Annotated in this window: 16 protein-coding genes; 14 read left to right on the top strand and 2 right to left on the bottom strand. The window is 45.1% G+C overall.

Translation table 11 applies throughout. The features are described from left to right. Positions 1–12: 12 nt before the first annotated feature. Positions 13–1,143 (bottom strand): amidohydrolase, encoded by a 1,131-nt coding sequence (locus tag B6K08_RS06540; RefSeq protein ID WP_080325740.1) that lies wholly within the window; start codon positions 1,141–1,143, stop codon positions 13–15. Between the two features lie 12 nt (positions 1,144–1,155). Further along, positions 1,156–2,730 (bottom strand): peptide ABC transporter substrate-binding protein, encoded by a 1,575-nt coding sequence (locus B6K08_RS06535; protein WP_080325739.1) that lies wholly within the window; start codon positions 2,728–2,730, stop codon positions 1,156–1,158. 164 nt (positions 2,731–2,894) lie between these two features. Between B6K08_RS06535 and B6K08_RS06530 the strand changes: the two genes are divergently transcribed. The 14 genes from B6K08_RS06530 (at position 2,895) to pcrA (ending at position 23,345) form a co-directional block, all read left to right on the top strand. Beyond that, complete coding sequence (locus tag B6K08_RS06530) at positions 2,895–3,515, top strand: M15 family metallopeptidase (protein WP_080325738.1); 621 nt, start codon at positions 2,895–2,897, stop codon at positions 3,513–3,515. Between the two features lie 27 nt (positions 3,516–3,542). Further along, positions 3,543–4,826, top strand: coding sequence for an amidohydrolase (locus B6K08_RS06525; RefSeq protein WP_080325737.1), 1,284 nt, complete (start codon positions 3,543–3,545; stop codon positions 4,824–4,826). Beyond that, positions 4,826–5,407, top strand: a complete 582-nt coding sequence (locus B6K08_RS06520; protein ID WP_080325736.1) for a ribonuclease H1 domain-containing protein — start codon at positions 4,826–4,828, stop codon at positions 5,405–5,407. Before B6K08_RS06525 ends, B6K08_RS06520 begins: the two co-directional genes overlap by 1 nt. A 223-nt stretch (positions 5,408–5,630) precedes the next feature. After that, entirely contained in the window at positions 5,631–6,977 is a 1,347-nt protein-coding gene (locus B6K08_RS06515; protein ID WP_159446725.1) for a TolC family protein, read from the top strand. Between the two features lie 6 nt (positions 6,978–6,983). Further along, positions 6,984–8,192: an efflux RND transporter periplasmic adaptor subunit gene (locus tag B6K08_RS06510; RefSeq protein WP_080325734.1), complete on the top strand. Its 1,209-nt coding sequence runs from the start codon at positions 6,984–6,986 to the stop codon at positions 8,190–8,192. 13 nt (positions 8,193–8,205) lie between these two features. Beyond that, positions 8,206–11,385, top strand: coding sequence for an efflux RND transporter permease subunit (locus tag B6K08_RS06505; protein ID WP_080325733.1), 3,180 nt, complete (start codon positions 8,206–8,208; stop codon positions 11,383–11,385). A 167-nt stretch (positions 11,386–11,552) separates the two neighbouring features. After that, positions 11,553–12,269: a hypothetical protein gene (locus B6K08_RS06500; protein ID WP_080325732.1), complete on the top strand. Its 717-nt coding sequence runs from the start codon at positions 11,553–11,555 to the stop codon at positions 12,267–12,269. A 166-nt stretch (positions 12,270–12,435) separates the two neighbouring features. Beyond that, on the top strand, positions 12,436–15,717 hold the full coding sequence (locus B6K08_RS06495) for an FtsK/SpoIIIE family DNA translocase (RefSeq protein WP_159446724.1): 3,282 nt from the start codon (positions 12,436–12,438) through the stop codon (positions 15,715–15,717). Between the two features lies 1 nt (position 15,718). Continuing rightward, the gene (locus tag B6K08_RS06490) at positions 15,719–17,080 is read left to right on the top strand and encodes an MATE family efflux transporter (RefSeq protein WP_200810399.1); all 1,362 of its coding nucleotides are present in this window, start codon (positions 15,719–15,721) and stop codon (positions 17,078–17,080) included. Continuing rightward, on the top strand, positions 17,059–17,595 hold the full coding sequence (gene cobO, locus B6K08_RS06485) for a cob(I)yrinic acid a,c-diamide adenosyltransferase (RefSeq protein WP_080325729.1): 537 nt from the start codon (positions 17,059–17,061) through the stop codon (positions 17,593–17,595). The genes B6K08_RS06490 and cobO overlap by 22 nt, the downstream gene beginning before the upstream one ends. Before the next feature lie 126 nt (positions 17,596–17,721). After that, positions 17,722–19,380, top strand: coding sequence for a dihydroxy-acid dehydratase (ilvD, locus tag B6K08_RS06480; protein WP_080325728.1), 1,659 nt, complete (start codon positions 17,722–17,724; stop codon positions 19,378–19,380). Between the two features lie 16 nt (positions 19,381–19,396). Next, the gene (trmL, locus tag B6K08_RS06475; protein WP_039209908.1) at positions 19,397–19,879 is read left to right on the top strand and encodes a tRNA (uridine(34)/cytosine(34)/5-carboxymethylaminomethyluridine(34)-2'-O)-methyltransferase TrmL; all 483 of its coding nucleotides are present in this window, start codon (positions 19,397–19,399) and stop codon (positions 19,877–19,879) included. Between the two features lie 74 nt (positions 19,880–19,953). Beyond that, positions 19,954–20,880 (top strand): manganese-dependent inorganic pyrophosphatase, encoded by a 927-nt coding sequence (locus tag B6K08_RS06470; protein WP_027397764.1) that lies wholly within the window; start codon positions 19,954–19,956, stop codon positions 20,878–20,880. An 89-nt stretch (positions 20,881–20,969) separates the two neighbouring features. Beyond that, entirely contained in the window at positions 20,970–23,345 is a 2,376-nt protein-coding gene (pcrA, locus tag B6K08_RS06465) for a DNA helicase PcrA (protein ID WP_080325727.1), read from the top strand. The last annotated feature ends 8 nt before the right edge of the window (positions 23,346–23,353 follow it).

Below are 23,353 nucleotides of genomic sequence, written 5' to 3'. Positions count from 1 at the left end.
ATATTTTAGGCTTTACAAGCCCTTTTCCACAATATCAGCCACCGTCATACACATACCCATTACAGCCTTTAATGCCATTTTTTTGCCATAAGCACTATCAGCAGCAACGGCAAATTCCGGGGTATGGGCTGCTATATCATCACCAATTTTGATTTCTGGCTGAATGGTTGGGACCACATGACTTACATTTCCCACATCTGTGGAGCCGTCGGCATAATCATCCGGAAAGACTTTTATATCTTTAATGCCAAGGCTTGAGAAATTATCCCTGGCATAAGCCTCCAGCTTTTTATGATTAACCATGTTTTTGAACAATGGCTCATAATGGTACAAATCCACCTCTGTACCGTGCTTATCAGAAATTCTTTTAGCAAGCTCCTTGATTTTTGGAAGCATGGCTTCCTCAAGGTATATGGTACTGAGGGCGCGGATGGTGGCTTTCATTACAGCCCTGTCGGGAATGATATTGGGAGCAGTACCTCCCTCGGTGATTATCCTTCCCAGAATATAAGGCTCTGTAAAGGTCTTTGCCAGCTCTGTAAGCTGGGTATAAAAATCCACCAGGGCATCCAAAGCATTTATTCCATGATAATCCGGATCCGCCACATGGGCTGGCTTTCCCTTGAAGGTTATCTGCAGGGGATGGGTGGCGTAGGAGGTGCCACCAAAGGTGGTGTCACTTCCAGGATGACAGATAAGAGCAGCTGTCAGTCCATCAAATATTCCTGCTTCGCTCATCATTACCTTGCTGCCAATAGTTTCTTCAGCGGGACAGCCAAAGAGATGAACGGTAATCTTATCTCTCAGTGCCTTTCCGCAGACTATGGCAGCAGTGGTGCTCATGGCAGCAATAAGATTGTGGCCACAGCCGTGACCAATTTCTGGCAGGGCATCATATTCTGCCAAAAAGCCAATGTTAATATCACCATTTCCATAAGAAGCCTTAAAGGCAGTGGGGAATTGGTCCTTCAGCACATCCTCCACCGTGAAGCCTTCGTTTTTTAACAGCTGCCGGAGATAAGCGGAGGCATTTACTTCCTCACAGCCCAGCTCCGGGTTTGCATGAATATAGTCAGCTATATTATTTAATGTTTCCTTATTATTTTCTGCCAGTGAGCAGAGAACTTCCTTTATATCGGACATATTGAATCCTTATTACTTGTGAGCCTTGATAATATCAATTACACCCGTAGGGGAGCAGTAATAGCCTGTAAGCTTAGGATTTACAGCAATAACCTGGGAGGTGTAGTACAGCGGAATAATTACACAGTCATCAAAGAGCTTCTTTTCGGCCTGATGCATGAGCTGAGCCCTCTTGGCAGGGTCCACCTCTTTATGAACAGCCTTCATGATGGCATTGTATTCAGCATTGTGATACTGGGCATCGTTATCCTTGGCAGTAAATATATCAAGGAAATTTACAGGGTCAGCAAAGTCAGCAATCCAGTTAGCTGCAGCCACCTGATATTCACCGTTTTCACGGGAGGCATAGAATACCTTGGTTTCCTGATTGGTAAGCTCAACATTTACCCCCAGAGCATCCTTCCACATGGCCTGAATAGACTCGGCGATAGCCTTGTTCATTTCATTGGTATTGTAAAGAATGGTTACAGGCTCACCATTATATCCGGAGGATGCCAATATCTTTTTGGCCTGTGCTGGATCTTCAACCACCAGGGAACCGGTTTCTTCAGCAAAATCCTTGCCGTTTACATTTATTCCAGGTGGTACAAAGGTGTTGGCGGCCTTCTTGCCGTTTCTTACTACCTTTTCTATCATATCCTTGCGGGTAACTGCCATAGCAAAGGCCTTACGGACTTCAACCTTGTCAAAAGGTGCTTTGGTTACATTAAAGATATAGTAGCTGGTACCCAGCTGTGGCTCAACCTTGTAAAGGCCCTTTTCCTTCAGACGATCTTCATCAGCAGGTGGTGGATCAACAATAAGGTCAGTCTGGTTGCTCTCCAGCATGGTGAGACGGGTGCTCTTAGATTCGCTAATAGGCATTCTTACAGAGTTGGAAGCCACTACAGAAGGATTCCAGTAGTTTTCATTCTTTTCAAGGATGATTTCGCTGGAATGTGTCCATTTAGTGATCTTGAATGGACCGTTGCCCACGATAGTTTCAGCATTGCCAGCCCAGCCATCCTTGTTTGCCTCAACTGTGTGCTTTGGTACTGGATAGAAAGCATGGAATGCGGTGAGGTCAAGGAAATATGCTGCTGGCTCTACGAGCTTAACCTGCAGAGTATTATCGTCCACAGCCTTAATGCCTACCTTATCAGCACTTCCTTTTTCGCTGTTATAATCCTCTGCACCCTCAATGATGAAAAGCATATACGCATTGCCGGATGCAAGCTGAGGATCCAGTACACGCTTCCAGGAATATTCAAAATCCTTGGCGGTGATAGGAGTGCCGTCAGACCATTTTAAATCCTTGCGAAGGTGGAAGGTATAAGTAAGTCCGTCAGCAGACACATCCCATTTTTCAGCCAGGGCCGGCTGAGCCACACCTTTTTCATCTGCACGGGTAAGTCCCTCAAAGATGGCCAGCTCCACATCACTTTCAGAAAGACCATAGGTCATGGCAGGATCCAGGGAGGACGGCTCGTTGGACAGAGCCATGGAAATAGTCTTTGAATCTGACGATCCGCTGTTGGAACCACAGCCACTTATCATGCCAAGGCACATGAACAGAGCAAAAATTGCCAATAATGCACGTTTTTTCATAGTTAGATTTACTCCTTTTTAGAATAAAGTTTATGTATAAAGCACCTCATTGAATTATAGCATTTTCATTGTTTGTATGAAAAGTGAAATAATGCTTAATTGACTTCTTTTGGTTAATGAAATATCATAAAATGTAGTGATTTAATAGGGAGAGCGAAAATATAATGACAGACAAGGATTTTTATATTGAGGAAATTTCCCCTGAGCTTTTTGCAAGGATGGAGGGTAAGTCCTTTGCCAAGCATTGTATTGTGCCAGTGGCAGAATTAAGGTATCTTCATTTTCTTCATAAAAACCTTAAGGGAGAAACTCTTGAGGGTGAGATGGTCTGCAATTTTCACATTGCAGAACGGGTTTTGGATATTTTTAAAAAGCTATATGAATGCAGCTATCCCATGGAGAAGTTCCGTCTTATCGATGAATACGACGCAGATGATGACAAATCCATGGCGGATAATAACGGCTCCTGCTTTAATTTTCGCCTCGTGGCTCATACCAACAGGATTTCCAAGCATGGCCTGGGGCTGGCAGTGGACATAAATCCAAGGTATAACCCGTATATAAAGACACTGGAGGATGGCAGTATCTATATTGTGCCGGAAAATGGAAAGCAGTATTGCGATAGGGAAAAGGAATATCCCTATAAAATCGTAAAGGATGATATTTGTGTCCGCCTCTTTGAGGAAAATGGCTTTGAATGGGGCGGTGACTGGGATGAGGAAAAGGATTACCAGCATTTTGAGATTCCTCGGGAGCAGATAGAGAAATGGTATCCTGATTATTAATGTTATTATTTTGATGGAGGGTAATAAATGAGCAATTTACTTATTAAGGGCGCCCATGTGCTGTTGGATGATTATACTGTTAAAGAGGCTGACATTGCCGTTAAGGACACTGAGATCCTGTCCATTGGCCACATTCCCGCTGATTTTAAGGCAGATCGCACAGTAGACGGCAGCAACCACTTTGCAGCACCGGGCTTTGTTAACGGTCATACCCATGCTTCCATGACTATGCTGAGAAGCTATGGCGATGACATGGAGCTCATGGATTGGCTCAATAACCGCATTTGGCCAACAGAGGCCAAGATGGTGGAAAAGGATATTCGCGTAGGCGGCGAGCTGGCACTTTTGGAGATGATTAAAACTGGTACTACTGCCTATGCAGATATGTATGGACCTCACATGGAGTCCATTATCGAGGCTACCATCAAGGCTGGTATCCGTGGTGTAATTGCCCGCGGTGCCATTGGACTGTTCCCTGCAGGTCGCCAGATCTTGGAGGACAATGTTAAGCTATTTGAGAATTATCATGGTGCCGGTGATGGTCTTATTACAATCATGATGGGAGTTCATGCACCATATACCTGTCCACCTGAGTTCTGTGAATATGCCAGGGAGCTGGCTGTAAAGCATCAGATTCCAATTCATATTCACATGAATGAGACCCAGGCAGAAATCAAGCAGATACAGGAGCAGTACGGCAAACGTCCATTTAAGTACATTGAAGATACTGGACTGTTTGAGCTTCCAGCTATTGCTGCTCATTGCGTATGGCTGGATGATGAGGATATTGCCATTATGAAGAAGCATAATATTTCCGCTATTCATAATCCTGGCTCCAATATGAAGCTGGCCAGTGGCGTTTCTCCTGTGCCCCGTCTTTTGAAGGAAGGAATAATTGTTGCTCTTGGTACGGATGGTGCTTCTTCCAACAACAATCTTGATATGCTGGAGGAGGTTCGTCTGGCAGCCATGCTCCACAAGGTAAATGAGTTGGATCCACTGGCCGTTCCTGCCAAGGTGGCTCTCCAGCTGGGTACTGAAAACGGTGCCAAGGCCCTTCTGCTGGATAAGGTGGGTAAGTTGGCTCCTGGCTACAAGGCTGATATTGTTCTTTATGACATGAACCGTGCTGACTGGTGCCCTCGCCATGATTTGGTATCCCTTTTGGTATATTCTGCAAGCTCCAGCTCCGTGGATGCTGTAATCTGTGATGGTAAGGTGATCATGGAGAAGGGTGAGGTCCTTACCCTGGACGAAGAAAGAATTCTCCATGAGGCACAGGAAACAGCTATGGATTTGGTGAACAGATAATGGCTCAAAAGAAATTTTATGCTGTAAAGCAGGGGCGTCAGCCGGGAATTTATACTACATGGGCTGAATGTCAGAAGCAGACCGTGGGTTTTAAGGGTGCCAAGTTCAAGGGCTTTGTCACCAAAGCTGAGGCTGAGGCCTATATGAATGATGAGGAAGTATTATCAGCGCCTGTAGAAGGTGTTGTGGCATACGTTGATGGTTCCTATTTTAACGGGGAATACAGCTGGGGTATGGCTATTTACGAAAACAACCAGTTGATATTCAAGGCTAATGGCAAGGGAACCTCTAAGGAGGCTGCCAAGCTCCATAACGTGGCCGGCGAGGTGGCCGGAGCCATGGAGGCAGTGCTTTGGGCCGAGGCCCAGGGGCTGGAGCACATTACTATATGCCATGATTATGTAGGTATTTCCGAGTGGGCATTGGGCCATTGGAAGACCAATACACCGCTTACTACCCGTTATGCAGCCTTTATGAAGGAACGGCGCGTTCTTGTAACCTTTGTAAAGGTGGCAGGCCATACCGGTGTAGAGGGAAATGAGCTGGCTGATAAGCTGGCTAAGGCAGCTTTGGAAATCTAAATTACCAATTTCATATAATTTTAGGATATACATTTTTAATCCCTGACTGTTTAAGCAGTTGGGGATTTTTTCTTAGGGGAGCATTACATTGTTTTTTTTAAGAATGCAGGATTTTTTTATTGAGATATAGAAATAATAACGTGGGTTATGCAATTATTTTCTTTATTTCATTCAGCAAATTGTATATTGCTTAGTTCATTTGAACACAGGGGGGATGTTCTATATGAAATCCAGGAAGAAAAGGGCTGGAGCTATTGCATTAGCTTTGGCTGTGCTTACTGCTTTTGGTACATCTTCAGCAGAGCGTGTGGATATGACTCTTGATGAAGGTATACGATTAGCCCTTGAGAACAACTATTCAATTGAGGAAAGCGGAGCCGATCTGGATAGTGCCTACTGGAGTCTTAGAGAAGCACGCCGGAATGGTGGACCCAAAGTAAACTGGACCAGTACCGCCTATCGTGTAGGGGGAAAAGCCTATGAGGGGTGGAATCACAACGGTTTATATGGTAATCAGTTTTCATTTTCTATGCCCATATATTCTGGCGGGAGAGTAGAAAATGGTATTAAGGCTGCTGAGATGGGACTATCCGGAGCAGAGCTTGAGTATGAACGTACCAAGCAGAATATTCGTAATACTGTTTCAGGGGATTATTACTACATATTAAAGTGCCGCAGTGAAGTAGAGGTTTATCAGGAATCTGTCAATAATCTGCAGGCCCATCTGGACAACGTAAATGCCAAATTAAGGGCGGGGGTAGTGGCCCAGAAGGATGTACTAAGTTCAGAGGTTTCCTTGGCTGAGGAAAAACAGAAATTGGTGACGGCGGTCAATGACTATCATGTGGCAGTGGCTACCTTTAATAATGATGTTGGACTGCCAATGGAAACGGAGACGAATCCAAGAGAGCAGCTGGAATATGAAAAATATGCCTTTACATTGCCTGAGTGTGATGAATATGCAAAGCTTCATCGTCCGGATTTGTTCCAAAAGGAATTTAATCTCAGACAGAAAAAGGCTGAAATGGAGGCTGCAAAATCGGGAATGCGTCCAAAACTGGATGCCGGGGTCGGCCGTAATATCGGGGGCAGTTCTGCCTTTAAGACCGATAGTGTAACCTCAGACAGCTGGACTGCCGGAGTTGCACTTAGCTGGGACATCTTTGACAGTGGAATAACCTCTGCCCAGGTGAATAAAAAGAAGGCTGCTGTGCATCGTGCCGAAGCTGAATTGAAGGATAAGTTAAACAATGTAAGGCTGGAGGTTCGTACTGCATATCTAAATATGCAGGCAGCAGAGGAAAATATCGGTACCATGCGTGAAGCACTGGAGAAAGCCCATGAGGATTATCGCATTGAGGTAGTTCGCTATAACGCAGGTGTGGGCACCAACCTTGAGGTTATGGATGCCCAGGATAAACTGGTTTCCGCCAAGGGCGACTTTATCAACGCCCTGTATAAGTACAATTACAGTAGAGCAAGTCTTGATACAGCCATGGGTGTTCCCGTTGATTTAGATGTAACACCTTATCGTCAGACTTTAGAAAATAGCGAGAAGAAGGGGGAATAACTGGTGATGGGTTTTAGTGGAAAAAAAGCTGGGGCAGTTATCGGTGCTCTTGCATTAATGACCAGTATGATTTTTGCTGGCTGTGGTGGCGATGAACAGGCTTCCTCTGGAAAAACTCCTGTTAAGGCCATGAAGGTACTTCAGCAGGATGCGCCAGTATCCTACAGCTATCCGGGACAGTTAAAGGGTATGAATGATGTTGAGGTACATTCCAGAGTTTCCGGAAGCATTATGGAGAAATACTTTAAGGGCGGGGACACCGTTAGAGAGGGTCAGCCTTTGTATCGTATTGATTCCAGACAGTATGAGTCAGCAGTTATAGAGGCTGAGGCAAAGCTTCATAAGGCAGAATCAGACCTTAGAAAATCCCAGGATGATTTGTACAGAGATGAAGTGTTATTTAATGACAAGGCAATTTCTGAGCAGTCCCTCTTTAATCAGAGAGAAGACGTGAAGGCAAATATGGCTACAGTAGATTCTGAAAGAGCAGCTGTCAGAAAGGCTCAGGAGAATTTGGACGATACCATCGTATATGCTCCTATGAGCGGCCGTGTTTCCGTGGATGATGTGGCTGTGGGAACTTATGCCACCGCCGGCAGCACCAAGCTGGTATCCATTGGTTCCTTGGATCCTATTTATGCCCAGTTCAGTGTAAGTGAGACTGAGTATCTGAATATTTTGGCCAAGGCAATGGAAGAAGGATTGGTTGATGCTAACGGCCAGGATAATTCAGATAATTCTGATTTGCCACCTGTTAAAATAGTGCTGTCAAATGGCTACGAGTACCCATTAGTAGGTAAAATAACTGCTGCTGACAGATCCTTTAATGATAATTCTGGTTCACTTACCATAAAAGCACTGTTTAGCAATCCTTATGGGGCATTGCTGCCTGGTATGTTTGCCCGGGTAAAGTTCTTGGATGTAACGGTGAAGGATGCTGTTTTGGTACCTCAGAGAGCTGTTCAGCAGCTTTTGGAGGAGACCTTTGTGCTGGTAGTGGACGAGAATGGCAAATCCCTCTCTAAGAATGTTGTTTTGGGTGAAAAGGTTGGCAGTTATTATGTAGTTAAAAAAGGATTAACCAAGGATGACGCTGTTATCGTGGATGGCCTGACAAATCTCCAGTCCGGCAAGGACCTGGATGTTACTATGGTAACTGCAGATGATATGGGCTTCTCCCTTAAGGAATCCACTGATATTGTAAGCAAGTCATAAGGAGGCGGGAATTATGGCTCGATTTTTTATACATCGCCCGATTTTCGCCATTGTTATAGCCATTATCATTGTAATTATGGGTACATTGGCGGGATTGAGCTTGCCAATAGCCCAGTATCCTCAGATTAGTCAGCCAACCATTAATGTCAGCACCACCTACATTGGTGCCAACGCCAGTGTAATTAATCAGACAGTGGCCCAGGTTATTGAGGAGCAGGTTAATGGTACCCAGGGCATGGATTATATGTCTTCTACCTCCGATGATAGTGGTAGCTACAGCTTGGACGTAAGGTTCGCTTTGGGAACAGATGGTAATATGGACTCCGTATTGGTTCAGAACAATGTATCCATTGCCAATGCCAGTCTGCCATCTGATGTGCAGGCGACAGGTGTTACCACCAGAAAATCCTCCAGTGATATGACCTATATGTTCGCAATGGTTTCTCCAAATGGTACCTTTAAGCGTACCTTTTTGATGAACTATGCCAATATCTACATTGTGGACAGTCTTAAACGTATCTCAGGTGTAGGTGAGGTATCCTCCTTCGGTTCCACTTATTCCATGCGTGTGTGGTTGAATCCTGACAGATTGGCCGAGTTGGGCATTACTATTACGGATGTTAAAAATGCTATTCAGGAACAGAATGTTCAGGCTCCTGCGGGAACTATCGGTCAGCTTCCTGCACCGAACAATCAGGAGAAGCAATATACAGGCAGCTTGGAAGGCCGTCTTGTAACTCCTGAACAATTTGGAAATATTATTTTGAAGACCAATTACGATGGTTCCTGCATATATCTTAAAGATGTGGCAAAGGTTGAGACTGGTGCCAAGACTACTTCGGTAATTTCCGATTGTGATGGTGCCCCGGCAGCTGGTTTTGGTATTAAATTGACAGATGATGCCAACGCCATGGAAACCATCGGTGAAGTAAAAAAGGTATTGGAAGAAGCCTCCAAGGATTTTCCGGATGATATGAAATACGTTCCTATCATCGATAATACTGAGTTTATTTCAGAATCCATCGGTGAAGTAGTACAGACCTTTAAAGAGGCACTGGCTTTGGTTATCATCATTGTATTCCTTTTCCTCCAGAGCTGGAGAGCAACCCTTATTCCAGTTTTGGCTATTCCGGTATCCCTTATCGGTACCTTTGCAAGCTTTATCATTTTAGGCTTTTCCATTAATACATTGACTCTCTTTGCTATGGTTCTGGCCATAGGTCTGGTTGTAGATGATGCCATAGTTGTAGTAGAAAATGTTGAATCCCACATGCAACGTGATGGTCTGGGACCTGTGGAAGCTACAGAGAAGGCCATGGACGAGGTGCAGGGGCCGGTAGTGGCTATTGCATTCGTTCTTTCAGCAGTATTTATCCCTGTTGCTTTCATTTCTGGTACAACGGGTGTACTTTATCGTCAGTTTGCTTTGACCATTGTAGTGTCTATGGCATTGTCAGCCTTCATTGCTCTGACCCTTACCCCTGCTCTTTGTGCCACATTAATGAAGCCACATAGTGAAAAGCATAATGAAAATTTCTTGGACAGATTTTTTGATCGTTTTAACGATTGGTTTGATCGTACCCAGAACCGCTATACTGGCGGTGTTGCATGGATTATTGATCATGCCAAGACCGGTTTGGCTTCATTGCTGGTAATATGCGTATTGGCAGGCTTTTTCTTCAAGGTATTGCCATCCACCTTTGTTCCGGACGAAGACCAGGGCTATTTTATCGTATCAGTTACGATGCCAGAGGGTACTTCCCTGAATCGTACATACGATACTATGGATGCCTATGCTGATGAGCTGAAGGATGTACCGGGAATCTCTCATATTTTGAAGGTTTCTGGTTATGATGTACTTTCATCCGGTACTAAATCCAATGCGGGTACCCTGTTTGTATGCTTGGATAAATGGGATGAACGTACCACTGATGATCTTTCCATTATGTCCATTATCAGAAATTCCAATATTTTGGGCTTAAAGCATAATGAGGCTCAGATTATGGGTATTCTCCCGCCATCCCTACCTGGTTTGGGTATGGTCGGTGGCTGGAGTATGCAGCTGCAGGATGTAACTGGCCATACGGATAAGGAGCTGGATACTCTCTTAAAGGAAATTCTGTTGGCTGCTAATCAGAGGCCTGAGCTTGAAATGGTATACAGTACCTTCTCCATTGATTCACCAATTTGTAAATATGATGTGGACAGGGAAAAGGTTAAGCAGATGGGGGTAAATCTTGCTGACGTATTTACTGCATTGCAGATTAACTATGGTGGTACCCAGGTTAATGATTTCGTTCAATTTGGTAGAACGTATAAGGTTATGATGCAGTCTGATGCTCAATATCGAAGCGAGTCTGAGGCCCTGAAGTTCTGCTTTGTAAGTAATAATGTAGGGGCCATGGTTCCTTTGGACAGCCTTCTTACTCCAAAAATTTCCACCTCTACATCAGTTGTTACCAGATTTAATGGTGCCAGAAGCATTGGTATTCAGGGCTCTGTGGCTGATGGCTACAGCTCCGGGCAGGCATTGGCTGCCATAGAGGAGGTTGTAAAGGAAAAAGCACCGGCCGGATTCATGGTTGAATGGTCTGGTCAGAGCCGTGAGGAGAAAAAGTCCTCTGGATCCACCGGACAGATTATGCTCCTTTCAGTAGTATTTGTATTCCTCTGTCTGGCTGCTCTGTATGAGAGCTGGAGTGTTCCGTTCTCCGTTCTTCTATCTGTACCTACAGGACTCTTTGGAGCCTTCTTTGTACAGTATGCTCTGCTGAATATTGAAGCCCTTTTCGGACATTTGAATGGTGGACTTCAAAACAGTGTTTACATGCAGATTGGTGTAATCATGCTCATGGGTTTGGCGGCTAAGAATGCCATCCTCATAGTTGAGTTTGCCAAGGCCCGTGTAGATGCTGGAATGGACCCTATAAAGGCAACTATTGAGGCTGCTGGGTTACGACTACGTCCAATACTTATGACATCTCTGGCCTTTATTATCGGCTGTTTGCCACTGGCTACTGCCAGCGGTGCCGGTGCAGCGGCCAGAAACAGTATGGGTACAGCGGTAGTAGGCGGTATGCTGTTTGCCACCTGTTTGGGAATATTCCTTATTCCTGTACTGTACTGCGTGGTAATCTGGTTGTCACAGAAGTTTAAGAAGAAAACAGAAGCTATTACAGAGCATAAAGAATGATGAATTCTAAATGATAAAAATTGTCCCAGTCATAATTAGTTGGCTGGGACATTTTTTAGTGAAATTTAATTTAATTTTAATTAAATCTTTTGTAATACATCACTATACTGTCCGTATGTAATGATGAAAAGGGAAAAAATCATCTGAGATCAAATAGGGGTGAAAAGATGAAAGAATTAATTTATTCAAAAACAAACAATTTATCAATGCCATTATGTAATATCGTTGATAAAGGTGTAGTTTCCGGTAGTGCTGCAGCCCAGGATAATGTTATAGCAGGATGTCAGCCACGGGCCCAGATGATTTACAACATGGCCATAGCCAAGGAACCATACATTACTAAGGATATGCTGGATATAGCCAATAAATTGGATACTACCATGGTGGGGTTGGAGTATTCAATTAAAACAGCCTCCAGCATCAAGAAAAAGATTGAACGCCTTACTAATGCTGCTCTGTTGTCAGGTGAAGCTCCAAAGCAGGATTATGCTTATGTGGCTGAATTAGGCGACCTGATTCGTTATACAGAGCTGGTTCAGCATGATGAAATGGCGGATAAGGTTCTTAAGACGGTGTTGCTCCTTGAGGAGAAGGGCTACATTCTTTATGAAATCGACAATAAATATCTTAACCATAAAGGTCGGTATAAGTCGGTTCATCTTAACGTTCTGAGTCCATCCGGCCAGACCTTTGAAATACAGATACATTCCCAGGAAACGCTTAAGGCTTATCACGTTACTCATAAGCTTTATGAGGAATGGCGCAAGCCCGAAACAAGTATTGCACGAAAAGCGGTCCTCCATGCAATAATAAGGAATACCTATGATAAGCTGCCATTGCCTACGGGAATTTATCAGTTGAAAAATTATAAAAGGGCTATTTAACTTTTATATAGGCGGAAGTTAAATATTGGTAAAAAAGACCGTAACATAAGGGGTTAAGGCTTGAGATATATTCTCAAGCCTTTTATTATTCGTCTGATTTTGTTATAATAAACTGGTGTTTCAAATTAATCCGATGTTAACGGATTTGTTATACGAGGTGAAAATTTTGCAGAAAAAAGTAACTAAACGCTCCTCCAAAGAGAAGGAGAAAAAGGATACTAAAAATAAAGCTAAAAACAAGAAAAAAATTACGAAAAATAACCCTGAGGCAGAGGCAGTGGGGGCAGAGCCTTCTACCAGAAAATTTGAGATAGTAGGCGTTTTATTTGTGGCCTTTGGCTTGATTTCCTTATGTGGCTTATCTGGTTTAAATGTGGGTTATATCGGCCATTATGTAGCCAGCTTTTTAAAGTATTTCTTCGGTATTGGCTCGGCGGTAACAGCCCTGCTCTTTGTAGTAGTAGGTGGCTATAATATTATGAAGCATAAGCGGGTGGGCTTTAATAAGACCTCCATTGGTGTAATGCTGCTTCTTATTTCCCTTTTGGGGCTATATCATCACATGGTTATTCCGATGGGTTCCGAGGTGTTGCCGACCAGTCTGGCCGAAGGCGGTGGCCTTATGGGTGGCGTACTGGCCTTCATTTTGCATAAGCCATTGGGTAATGCAGGCACTGTTATTGTGTTTATTGCTGCTATTATCGGTTCTATTTTATTGGCCACTCCATGGTCCCTGGCCCAGGGTATTCTTAACACCAAGGCTGTGTCAGAAAAGGGCGCAGATGTGGCCATGGATATGGCAGAGGTGGTATACGACAATGCAAAATCCGTAGGCAGTAAGGTGGGGAATAAGGTTCAGAACCATGTAGAGGAACAGGTGCAGAAATTTAAAAGCCGTAATTCCTTCTATGACCAGACAAGGGATGATTCCTTTATGGATGATCCGGCTATGGACGGGCAGGACTACACCTCATCCGCCTCATATAGTTCGACATTTTCCCCGGCAGGAGAAGGTGTAGGAAATATTGAGCCCATTATTCCACTAAATAAGGGAGATAATGCTCCCTCTTGGCAGGCACCTTCTTCAAAGGCGAATCAGCAGCCCTTTGATAATCCCTATGTCAATAATACTGTCGCCCAAGAGCCTGTGAATAATGAGGCTCAGAGCACGGGTACAGGCCTTTATGAAGCCATGTTTGACAGTCCGGATATGAGTGGGAGCAAGGAAGAATATATCAGTGAATTTGCCTATAAAGCAGCAGGAAATTTGGACAGAAATCTTAAAAAGCTTGATACATCAGGCTATAAGAATATCCACACCAATAAGGTGGGAAAAAGAACCTTTGACAACTGGCGATTAAAGGGTAATTTTGATGCAGAGCTTGACGACGAGGAAGAGGATATCCTTAATGCAGATACTCCGGAATCTGAGGAAGATTTGGATTTCCTTGTGGAGCAACGGGAAAATGTGGATGAAACAGTCAAGGTCAGTGAAATTGAAGAAAGCACAGAAACTGTTTTGGAACCAGCTGATGAACCTGATGAGGAAGATATAAATCCGATGATAGTAGCTTCAATTGATGACCTTATCAATGCTGAGGAGGAGTCTGACGAAACCTCAGAAACCTTTAGCTTTGAAGGAACTGATTTTGAAGAAGACGAAGAAGATTCTTCCGTTGATGAATATGTTGATAAATCCATTGATGAATCCGCTGGTGACTCTGACGATAGTGTAGATAGTGACTTCAAGATTGATTTTAGCTCCGATCACGACGGAGAGTCCTCCTTCACACAAAGTCTTCCGGAGGATGAGGAGGATATTGCTGCTGATGTAGCTGAAAAGGCAGCAGCCCTTGAAGCATCCAAGACAGCTGGAGCAGCTGCTGCAGCCGAGGAGGTTGGCAAGCTGGCCCAGGCGGCAGCATTAAGTGCCCAGCTGCAGGAGAAAGAAGAAAAGGTAGAATTGCCTCCTTATGAAGTGCCTGATGTTAAGGACGTTTTAAAGGAAGTCGTAAAGGAAAAGGACGACAAGCTGGAAGCTGAGATTCAGACCAAGGCCAAGGTCCTGGCTCAGACCTTGAAGGATTTTAAGGTTAATGCCACTATTTTAGGAGCAACCCATGGTCCTGCTGTTACCCGTTATGAGGTAAAGCTGGCTCCAGGTGTAAAGGTGAACAAGCTCACAGGCCTGGCTGATGATATTGCCCTTAGTATGGCTGCTACATCTGTACGTATTGAGCAGATTCCAAACCGTTCCACAATTGGCATTGAGGTGCCAAACCGCAAGCTGGAAAGCGTTCCTCTCCGTGAAGTTTTGGAAAATCCAGCCTTTGATGAGGCCAAATCAAAGCTGACAGTGGGCTTTGGTAAGGATATCAGCGGTAAGGCAATTTTCGGAAATCTTGCAGATATGCCTCATTTGCTGGTGGCTGGTGCCACTGGTTCCGGTAAATCTGTATGTATCAACACCATTGTTACCAGTATTCTCTTTAAGGCAAAGCCAGATGAGGTCAAGTTTATTATGATTGACCCTAAGATGGTGGAGCTGTCTATTTATAATGATATTCCTCATCTGATGGTCCCTGTAGTTACTGACGCCCGTAAGGCGGCATCTGTTCTTAACTGGGCAGTTCAGGAGATGGAAAAGCGCTATGGCCTCATTGCCCAGGCTGGGGTCAAGAATATTGAGACCTATAACAAGTATTATGCAGAGGAAAAGGACAAGCAGATGTCCTCAGTAGTAATTATCATCGATGAGCTGGCCGATTTAATGATGGTGGCACCTCACGATGTGGAGGATGCTATCTGCCGTCTGGCCCAGAAGGCCCGTGCAGCCGGTATTTATCTGGTATTGGCAACCCAGCGTCCTTCTGTAAACGTTATTACAGGCGTTATCAAGGCCAATATTCCGTCCAGAATTTCCTTTGCTGTTACATCCCAGATTGATTCCAGAACTATTTTGGATTCTGCTGGAGCAGAAAAGCTGTTGGGCAAGGGCGATATGCTCTTTAAGCCTCAGACCGAGCCAAAGGCTACCCGTGTTCAGGGTGCCTTTGTCAGTGATGCTGATGTGGAATTGTTAGTGGAACGCATCAAGCAGCAGGGCCATAAGCTGGAGATTAATCAGGAGATTATTGATTTTACCAATAAGGCTGAGCAGGAGGCCGAGGGTGATGAAGGTGATAACACCAAGGTAAAAAGCAGTGTTGATGAATTACTTCGTCAGGCTGTTGAGCTGGTTATGCAGACAGGGAATGCTTCTGCCTCCAGCTTCCAGCGCCGTTATCATATTGGCTTTACCCGTGCCGGCAGACTCCTGGATACCATGGAGCAGTTAAAGATTGTGGGCCCACCACAGGGCAGCAAGCCACGGGAAATTCTTGTAACTGAGGACCAGGCCTTTGAAATTATGGATAAGTTAGAAGAGCATTTAAAGGAAGAGAAGTAATTTGGCTTTAGGAAGTATAAATATGCTGGAGGGCAGTATCTGGGACAAGATATTGAAATTCGCGATTCCACTTGCCTGTACCAGTATTATGCAGCAGTTGTTCAACGCAACGGATGTTGCTGTGGTAGGTCAGTTCGTGGGCAAGGAGGCATTGGCCGCAGTTGGTGCTAATGCCATTGTCATAAATCTTATGCTGAACCTTGTTATCGGTCTTTCCATCGGTGCAAATGTAGTTTGTGCCATGCGTATAGGCTCCAAAGACTATCTGCGCATCAAAAAGACCATTCATACATCAATCGTGTTGGCTGTTACCAGTGGTATTGCGCTGGCCGTTTTTGGCGTGTATTTTGCCCCGGATATTTTGCGCATGGTTGATACCCCTGAGGATATTATGGATCAGGCGGTGCTGTACCTTCGCATTTTAATGGGGGGCGTGCCTATTATGCTGGTATATAACTTTGGAGCCTCCCTTTTACGTGCCAAGGGAGATACCAAGCGTCCCCTTTATGCTATGCTGTGCGCAGGCACAATTAACGTGTTGTTGAATCTGTTTTTTGTTATCCAGTTGGGGATGGCAGTGGAAGGTGTTGCCATTGCCACTGTAATGGCCAGCTGTGCCAGTGCCAGTTTGATGATTTATTGGCTTCATAATGAAAAGGGGCCAATGCAGTTAAGATTTGATAAATTGTGGGTTGATAAAGCTATCCTTATCCATATTTGCAAGGTAGGATTGCCAACGGGCTTTCAGGGCATGGTGTTCTCCTTTTCAAATGTAATTATTCAGGTGGCTTTAAATAATTTGGGTGCCGAAGTGGTGGCAGCCACTGCAGTTGCCTTGAATTTTGAATTTGCGGGCTTCTTTATTTTGCAGGCCTTTTCCCAGGCGGCAACCACCTTTGTGGGACAGAATTACGGTGCAAAGAATATTGCCCGCTGTCGTAGGGTAATAAAGGTAACCCTTGGTATCAGTACGCTTATTACGGGTTCCATTAGTATTGCTTTTGCTGTCTTTGCTTATCCTTTGTCAGAGATTTTTACAGCTGATCCGGCAGTTTTGGAATATGCCGCAATACGTATTCGGTACATTCTTACCTTTGAGGTAATAAATATATTTATTGAAACCCTTAGTGGGGCCATGCGTGGCGTGGGCTATTCACTGGTTCCGGCCATTGCCTGTATGCTGGGTGTTTGCGTGTTCCGTATTTTTTACGTTTATACCGTCTTTGCAGAATATCCAACCTTTGAGGTGCTGATGGCAGTATATCCAATAAGCTGGAGCGTTACTGTATTTGTAATTGTAGGACTGTATATTCACGTGTTTAACAAAGTGGAGAAGAAGCTATGGAAGAAAAGAATGGCTTAATCATTGTTCATACGGGAAATGGAAAAGGAAAAACCACGGCGGCATTGGGCCTTGCCATGAGAGCCTGGGGGGATGGGCTTCGGGTTCTTATTTTACAGTTTATTAAAGGCGGCTGGAAATACGGAGAAATTGAAACCATCAAAAAGCTGGGGGAAATAGACGGCCGTATTGAGCTAAGAAGGCTTGGCAAGGGCTTTCAGCGAAACACTGATGATAAGGCAGAGCATATTGAGGCAGCTAAAGAGGCACTTAAAGAAGCGAGGAAAGCCTTTGAATCAGGCAGCTATGACCTTATAATTCTCGATGAAATAAATTATGCAGTGAAGTTTGAGCTGATAGCTGTTGAGGATGTGAAGGCTCTGCTTGCCAAACGGCCTGCTGAGCTCCATGTGGTACTTACCGGCCGTGATGCCAAGGAGGATATAATTGATATGGCTGACTTGGTAACGGAAATGAAGCTCATAAAGCATCCTTACCAAAAGGGCATCAAGGCACAAAAGGGCATAGAGTTTTAAAAAATCAGATAGGGCTAAATGAATCAATTATCAGTTTTAAACGCGTTTGAAATATGATAAAATATGCGTATGTGTGTAGCTTGGTAAACAAGCTTTAGAATCAAATATTTAGGCAGGTGTGTATTTATGAGATCAGATGTTGTAAAAAAAGGCGCTACCCGTTGCGCCCATCGTTCCCTGTTTAATGCCATGGGCTTTGGCCCAGAGGATTTGAAGAAGCCATTGATTGGTATCTGTAACTCCTTTAATGAAGTAATTCCAGGCCATATTCATCTTAAAGAGATTGCTGAAGCAGCCAAGCTGGGGGTAGCCGCAGCCGGCGGTACTCCTATGGAGTTCCCTGCAATCGGTGTTTGCGATGGTATCGCCATGGGGCATACAGGCATGAAATACTCACTTGCCAGTCGTGAGCTGATTGCTGACTCCATTGAGGCAGTGGCTATGGCAACCGGCTTTGACGGATTGGTTTTGATTCCAAACTGTGATAAGGTTGTTCCGGGTATGCTTATGGCAGCAGCCCGTCTTAATATTCCTTGTATCGTTGTAAGCGGTGGCCCTATGCTGCCAGGCCGTTATCATGGCAAGGACATAAGCGTCAGCCAGTCCTTTGAGGCAGCAGGCGAATTTGCGGCTGGTAAAATCAGCGAGGAGGATATGACAGCTATCGAGGCAGTGGCTTGCCCTGGCTGTGGCTCCTGTGCTGGTCTGTTCACTGCAAATACTATGAACTGTCTAACTGAGGCTCTGGGTATGGGTCTGCCAGGAAATGGCACTATTCCAGCTGCGTACACAGGGGCACGCAGACTTTTGGCCAAGCGTGCTGGTGAGCGTATTCTGGAACTGGTAAAGAAGGACATTAAGCCACGGGATATTTTGACTCAAAAGGCCTTTGAAAATGCCATTACTGTGGATATGGGTATCGGCGGTTCCTCCAATACTGTACTTCATCTCACTGCTATTGCCCATGAGGCCGGTATTGACCTGCCTGCCCAGAAATTTGATGAAATCAGTCACAATACACCATATATTGCCTGTCTGAGCCCTGCCGGACATCATCATATTGTTGATTTAAACGAGGCTGGTGGTATTTCAGCCGTAATGAAGGAGCTGTCAAAGAAGGGGATTATTCACACGGACGCCCTTACTGTTTGTGGCACTGTGGCAGATCGTATTACCAATGCAAGGATTTTGCGCCCAGATGTTATAAAAACAGTTGAGGAGCCTTATCGCCCAGAGGGTGGTCTGGCAATTCTCTCTGGTAATCTCTGTCCTGAAAATGCTGTTGTAAAGGCTTCTGCAGTAGCTGAGGATATGCTGGTATATTCCGGCAAGGCCAAGTGCTACAGCTCCGAGGAGGATGCTGTAAACGCCATTATGGATGGTGACATTCATGACGGTGATGTTGTGGTTATCCGCTACGAAGGCCCTAAGGGTGGTCCTGGTATGCAGGAGATGCTGAATCCTACTGCGGCTATTGTGGGCCGTGGCTTGAAGGTTGGCCTTATTACAGATGGCCGTTTCTCTGGAGCCAGCCGTGGTGCCTGCATTGGCCACGTATCTCCAGAGGCTATGGCAGGTGGTCCTATCGCCCTTATTGAGGACGGGGACATTATTGATATTGATATTCCAAATCGCAAGCTGGAGCTCCGCGTAGACGACGAAACCCTTGCCAAGCGTAAGGCTGCATGGGTTAAGCCGGAGCCAAAAATCAAGCACGGCTATCTGGCACGCTATGCCAAGCTCACCACCTCTGCATCCAAGGGTGCTGTGGTGACAGCTGATTAATTTTTGAGGTTATATAATGCATATTGTTCTTATTGAGCCGGAAATTCCCGGCAATACCGGTAATATTGCCCGTCTTTGTGCGGCTACTGGTATTGAGCTTCATTTGGTGAAGCCCTTGGGCTTCTCCATTGATGATAAACACTTAAAGCGGGCTGGTCTTGACTATTGGGATATGGTGAAGGTTCATGTCCATGAAAACTTTCAGGAAGTTCTGGATAAATATCCGGAAAATAACTTCCATTATTGTACCACCAAGGCCCCTAGAGCCCATTCCGAGGCCACCTTCCAGCTGGATGATATGTTGGTTTTTGGCAAGGAAACCGCTGGTATCCCGGAGTCCATTTTAAAGGCCAATTGGGAAAAGTGTATTCGTATTCCAATGATAGAAGGTGCCCGTTCACTGAATTTGTCCAATTCTGCGGCTATTGTGGCTTATGAAGCCATGCGCCAGCTGGATTATGTAAATCTTCAGCAGGTTGGACCAGGACCAAGAACTTGACCTCATCCGAGCACTTCGTGCCCACCTTCCCCAGGGGGGAAGGCACTTGATATATTTTAGGAGGATTATTTTTAATGAGTATTTATGTTGTAGGACACAAGAATCCAGACACCGATTCCATCTGCGCTGCTATTTCCTATGCAGCTTTAAAGCAGGCTATGGGGGAGGATGCAACTGCTATCCGTTGCGGTGAAATCAATAAGGAAACCCAGTACGCACTTGATTATTTCGATGTGGCTGCTCCAATTTTGGCAACCAAGGTCGAGGCTGGTCAGAAGGTTATTCAGGTGGACCACAATGAGGTGGGCCAGGCTATCGATGGTCTGGCTGATGCTGAGCTTATTGAAATCGTTGACCATCATCGTTTCGGTGGTCTGAACACTGCTGGTCCAATCTATGTTCATACTGAGCCAGTTGGCTGTACTTCCACTATTATTGCCAATATGTTCTGGGACAAGAACATCAATATTCCAAAGGACATTGCAGGTCTTCTTCTTTCTGCGATTATGTCCGATACAGTCCTTTATAAGTCTCCAACCTGCACTGATAAGGATCACGATGCTGCTGAGAAGCTGGCTGAGATTGCAGAGGTTGACCTTCATGAGTATGCTATGGCTATGCTGAAGGCTGGTGCCGGCGTTGGCGACAAGACTCCTGCTGAGATTGCCAAGACAGATTCCAAGCCATTCAGCTTTGGTAGCTACAAGGCTCTGGTAAGCCAGATTTCTGTTATGGACACTGCTGAGGTTCTTGATATGAAGGCTGATATTACCGCTGCCATGAAGGATATTTGCGATAAGGAAGGCTATAATCTGATTATGCTTATGGTTACCGATATTATTGAGGAATCCACTGATCTGGTATTCTATGGTGAGCCTAAGAAGCTGATTGCAGATGCCTTCAAGCAGGATGCTTCCGGTGATTGCATTCATCTGCCAGGGGTAATGTCCCGCAAAAAGCAGATTGTACCTCCTCTTACCGAGGCTGCTGCAAAATTCTAAGTAATTTTTACCCCTTCAGCATGGCTCTATTGCCTAAATAGGCCCTGAAGGGGTTATTTCTTTTTTGATTAACAACTAGGAGGATAACCTTGGATATATTCAGTGGATTAAATCCCGCCCAAAGGGAAGCGGTGGAATGCCTTGAAGGACCACTTTTGATAATGGCGGGAGCAGGCTCCGGAAAAACCAGAGTTCTGACCCATCGTATTGCAAACCTTTTAGCCCATGGAGTATCTCCATACAGCATTTTGGCCATTACCTTTACCAATAAGGCAGCAGCTGAAATGCGTGAGCGTGTTGACCGCATGATTGGTGCAGGTTCAAAGGATATCTGGCTCAGCACCTTCCATAGTTTTTGTGCGCGGATTTTACGCCGTGAGATAGAGGCTACGGGAATATACCAGAAAAATTTTGTCATATATGATGCCAGCGATACTCAGTCTATGATTAAAAAGTGTCTTAAAGAGCTGAATCTTGATGACAAGCAGTATTCCCCAGGAGCTGTTCTGGGGGCTATTTCCAATGCCAAAAATCAGATGATGGGTCCGGTGGCCTTTGCCCAGCACGTCCGCATAAATGGTACATTTTACGACCAGAAGGTGTCCGAGGTTTATACCCTTTATCAGAGCAAGCTCCGTTCCAATAATGCTCTTGATTTTGATGACCTGCTTTTGGTTGCTGTATCCGTACTGGAGGAAAACGAGGAAATCAGAACCCGTTATCAGCGCCGTTTCAGGTACATTATGGTGGATGAGTATCAGGATACCAATGGGGCCCAATATGAGCTGACCAAGCTGCTGGCCGGTGGTCATCACAACCTCTGCGTTGTGGGTGATGCGGATCAGTCCATTTATGGCTGGCGTGGTGCGGATATGCGTAACATTCTTAACTTTGAAAGTGATTATCCTGAGGCCCGCACCATTATGTTGGAGCAGAATTACCGTTCTACCAAGAAAATTTTGGCAGCAGCCAATGCTGTTATTGAGCATAACTCTAATAGAAAGAAAAAGGTGCTGTGGACGGACAACGCCGATGGAGACCATATCACCACATATTTGGCTTCTGATGAGCGGGATGAGGCCAGATTTATTCTGGATAACATCGTAAAGCAGAATACCATTTTCAACACCCCTTATGGGGATATGGCAGTGCTCTACCGAACCAACGCTCAATCCCGAGTGCTGGAGGAAGCCTTTATGCGTCAGGGGATGCCATATACTATTGTAGGTGGCCTGAAATTCTATGAACGTATGGAAATCAAGGATATTCTCGCCTATATGCGCGTGTTGTCAAATCCTTTTGATTCTGTTAGTCTTCAGCGTATTATCAATGTGCCACGTCGCGGTATCGGTGAAACATCCATTAATAAATTGCTGGCTTATTCCAACGAAAAGAAAATTACTCTCTTTGAGATAATTGCCAATCCTGATACCTTAAATGAAATTCCTGGTTTAACTGCTAGGACCAAGAATCCGTTGGGGGTTTTCTCCATGCTTTTGCTGGACCTGATGAACAAGCAGGAAAGTATGTCAGTATCCCAGCTTATGGAGGAGATTATTGATAAGACTGGCTACATTGAAGCACTAAAGGCGGATAAGAAGAAGGGAGAGGAGAATACCTCCCGCATAGAAAATGTTCGGGAATTTGTGGGTGTAGCCAAGGATTTTGAAAAGACGGAAACCGAAACCAGCCTCTTTAATTTCCTTGAGCATATTTCCCTGATTACTGATCTTGATAATGCCGTTGAGGCCACTGACAGGGTTACCATGATGACCCTTCATGCAGCCAAGGGCTTGGAGTTCCCAGTGGTATTTATTGCCGGAATGGAGGAAGGCATGTTCCCTCATTCCAGAACCTTGGACAGCCCAGAGGAGCTGGAGGAGGAGCGTCGCACCTGCTATGTGGGCATAACCCGCGCAGAGCGTAAGCTGTTTTTGACCTACGCCTCCATGCGTACTATTTATGGTCAGACCAGAGTTTATGATCCATCCAGATTCTTGGAGGAAATTCCGCCTCAATACAAGGAGGAGCTTTCTGCCAGAGGACATAGAAGCTTTGGTGGCAGCAGCTATGGAAATAGCTATGGTGCCTATGGTAATGATAGGGGCCAAAGCAGCTCCTATATGCCGAGATTCTCCCAGGGAAGCAGCAATGCTGGACGACAGGGTCAGTCCATGTCTGCTATGGATGCTCTTAAAACCGTTCGTGGTGCCACTGGACCTGCCCGAATCGTCACCAACAGCAATAATTCTGCCACAGCAACCACCAACAGACCATCCGGCCTTATTAAGCCAGATACAAGTGTTGAGTGGAAAGCCGGTGATAAGGCGGCACATAGCAAGTTCGGTACAGGTACCGTGATATCTATATCTGGCAGCGGGGAAAACACCGAGCTTCAAATAGCATTTCCAAATCAGGGGGTCAAGAGGCTGGTACTGAAATACGCCCCTATTAAGAAAGTGTAAATATTTAA

The sequence above is a fragment of the Anaerovibrio lipolyticus DSM 3074 genome, from assembly GCF_900141865.1.
Taxonomy (GTDB): domain Bacteria; phylum Bacillota; class Negativicutes; order Selenomonadales; family Selenomonadaceae; genus Anaerovibrio; species Anaerovibrio lipolyticus.
Note: the sequence above shows the minus strand (reverse complement) of the source record. Positions and strands in the feature narration are given on the sequence as shown.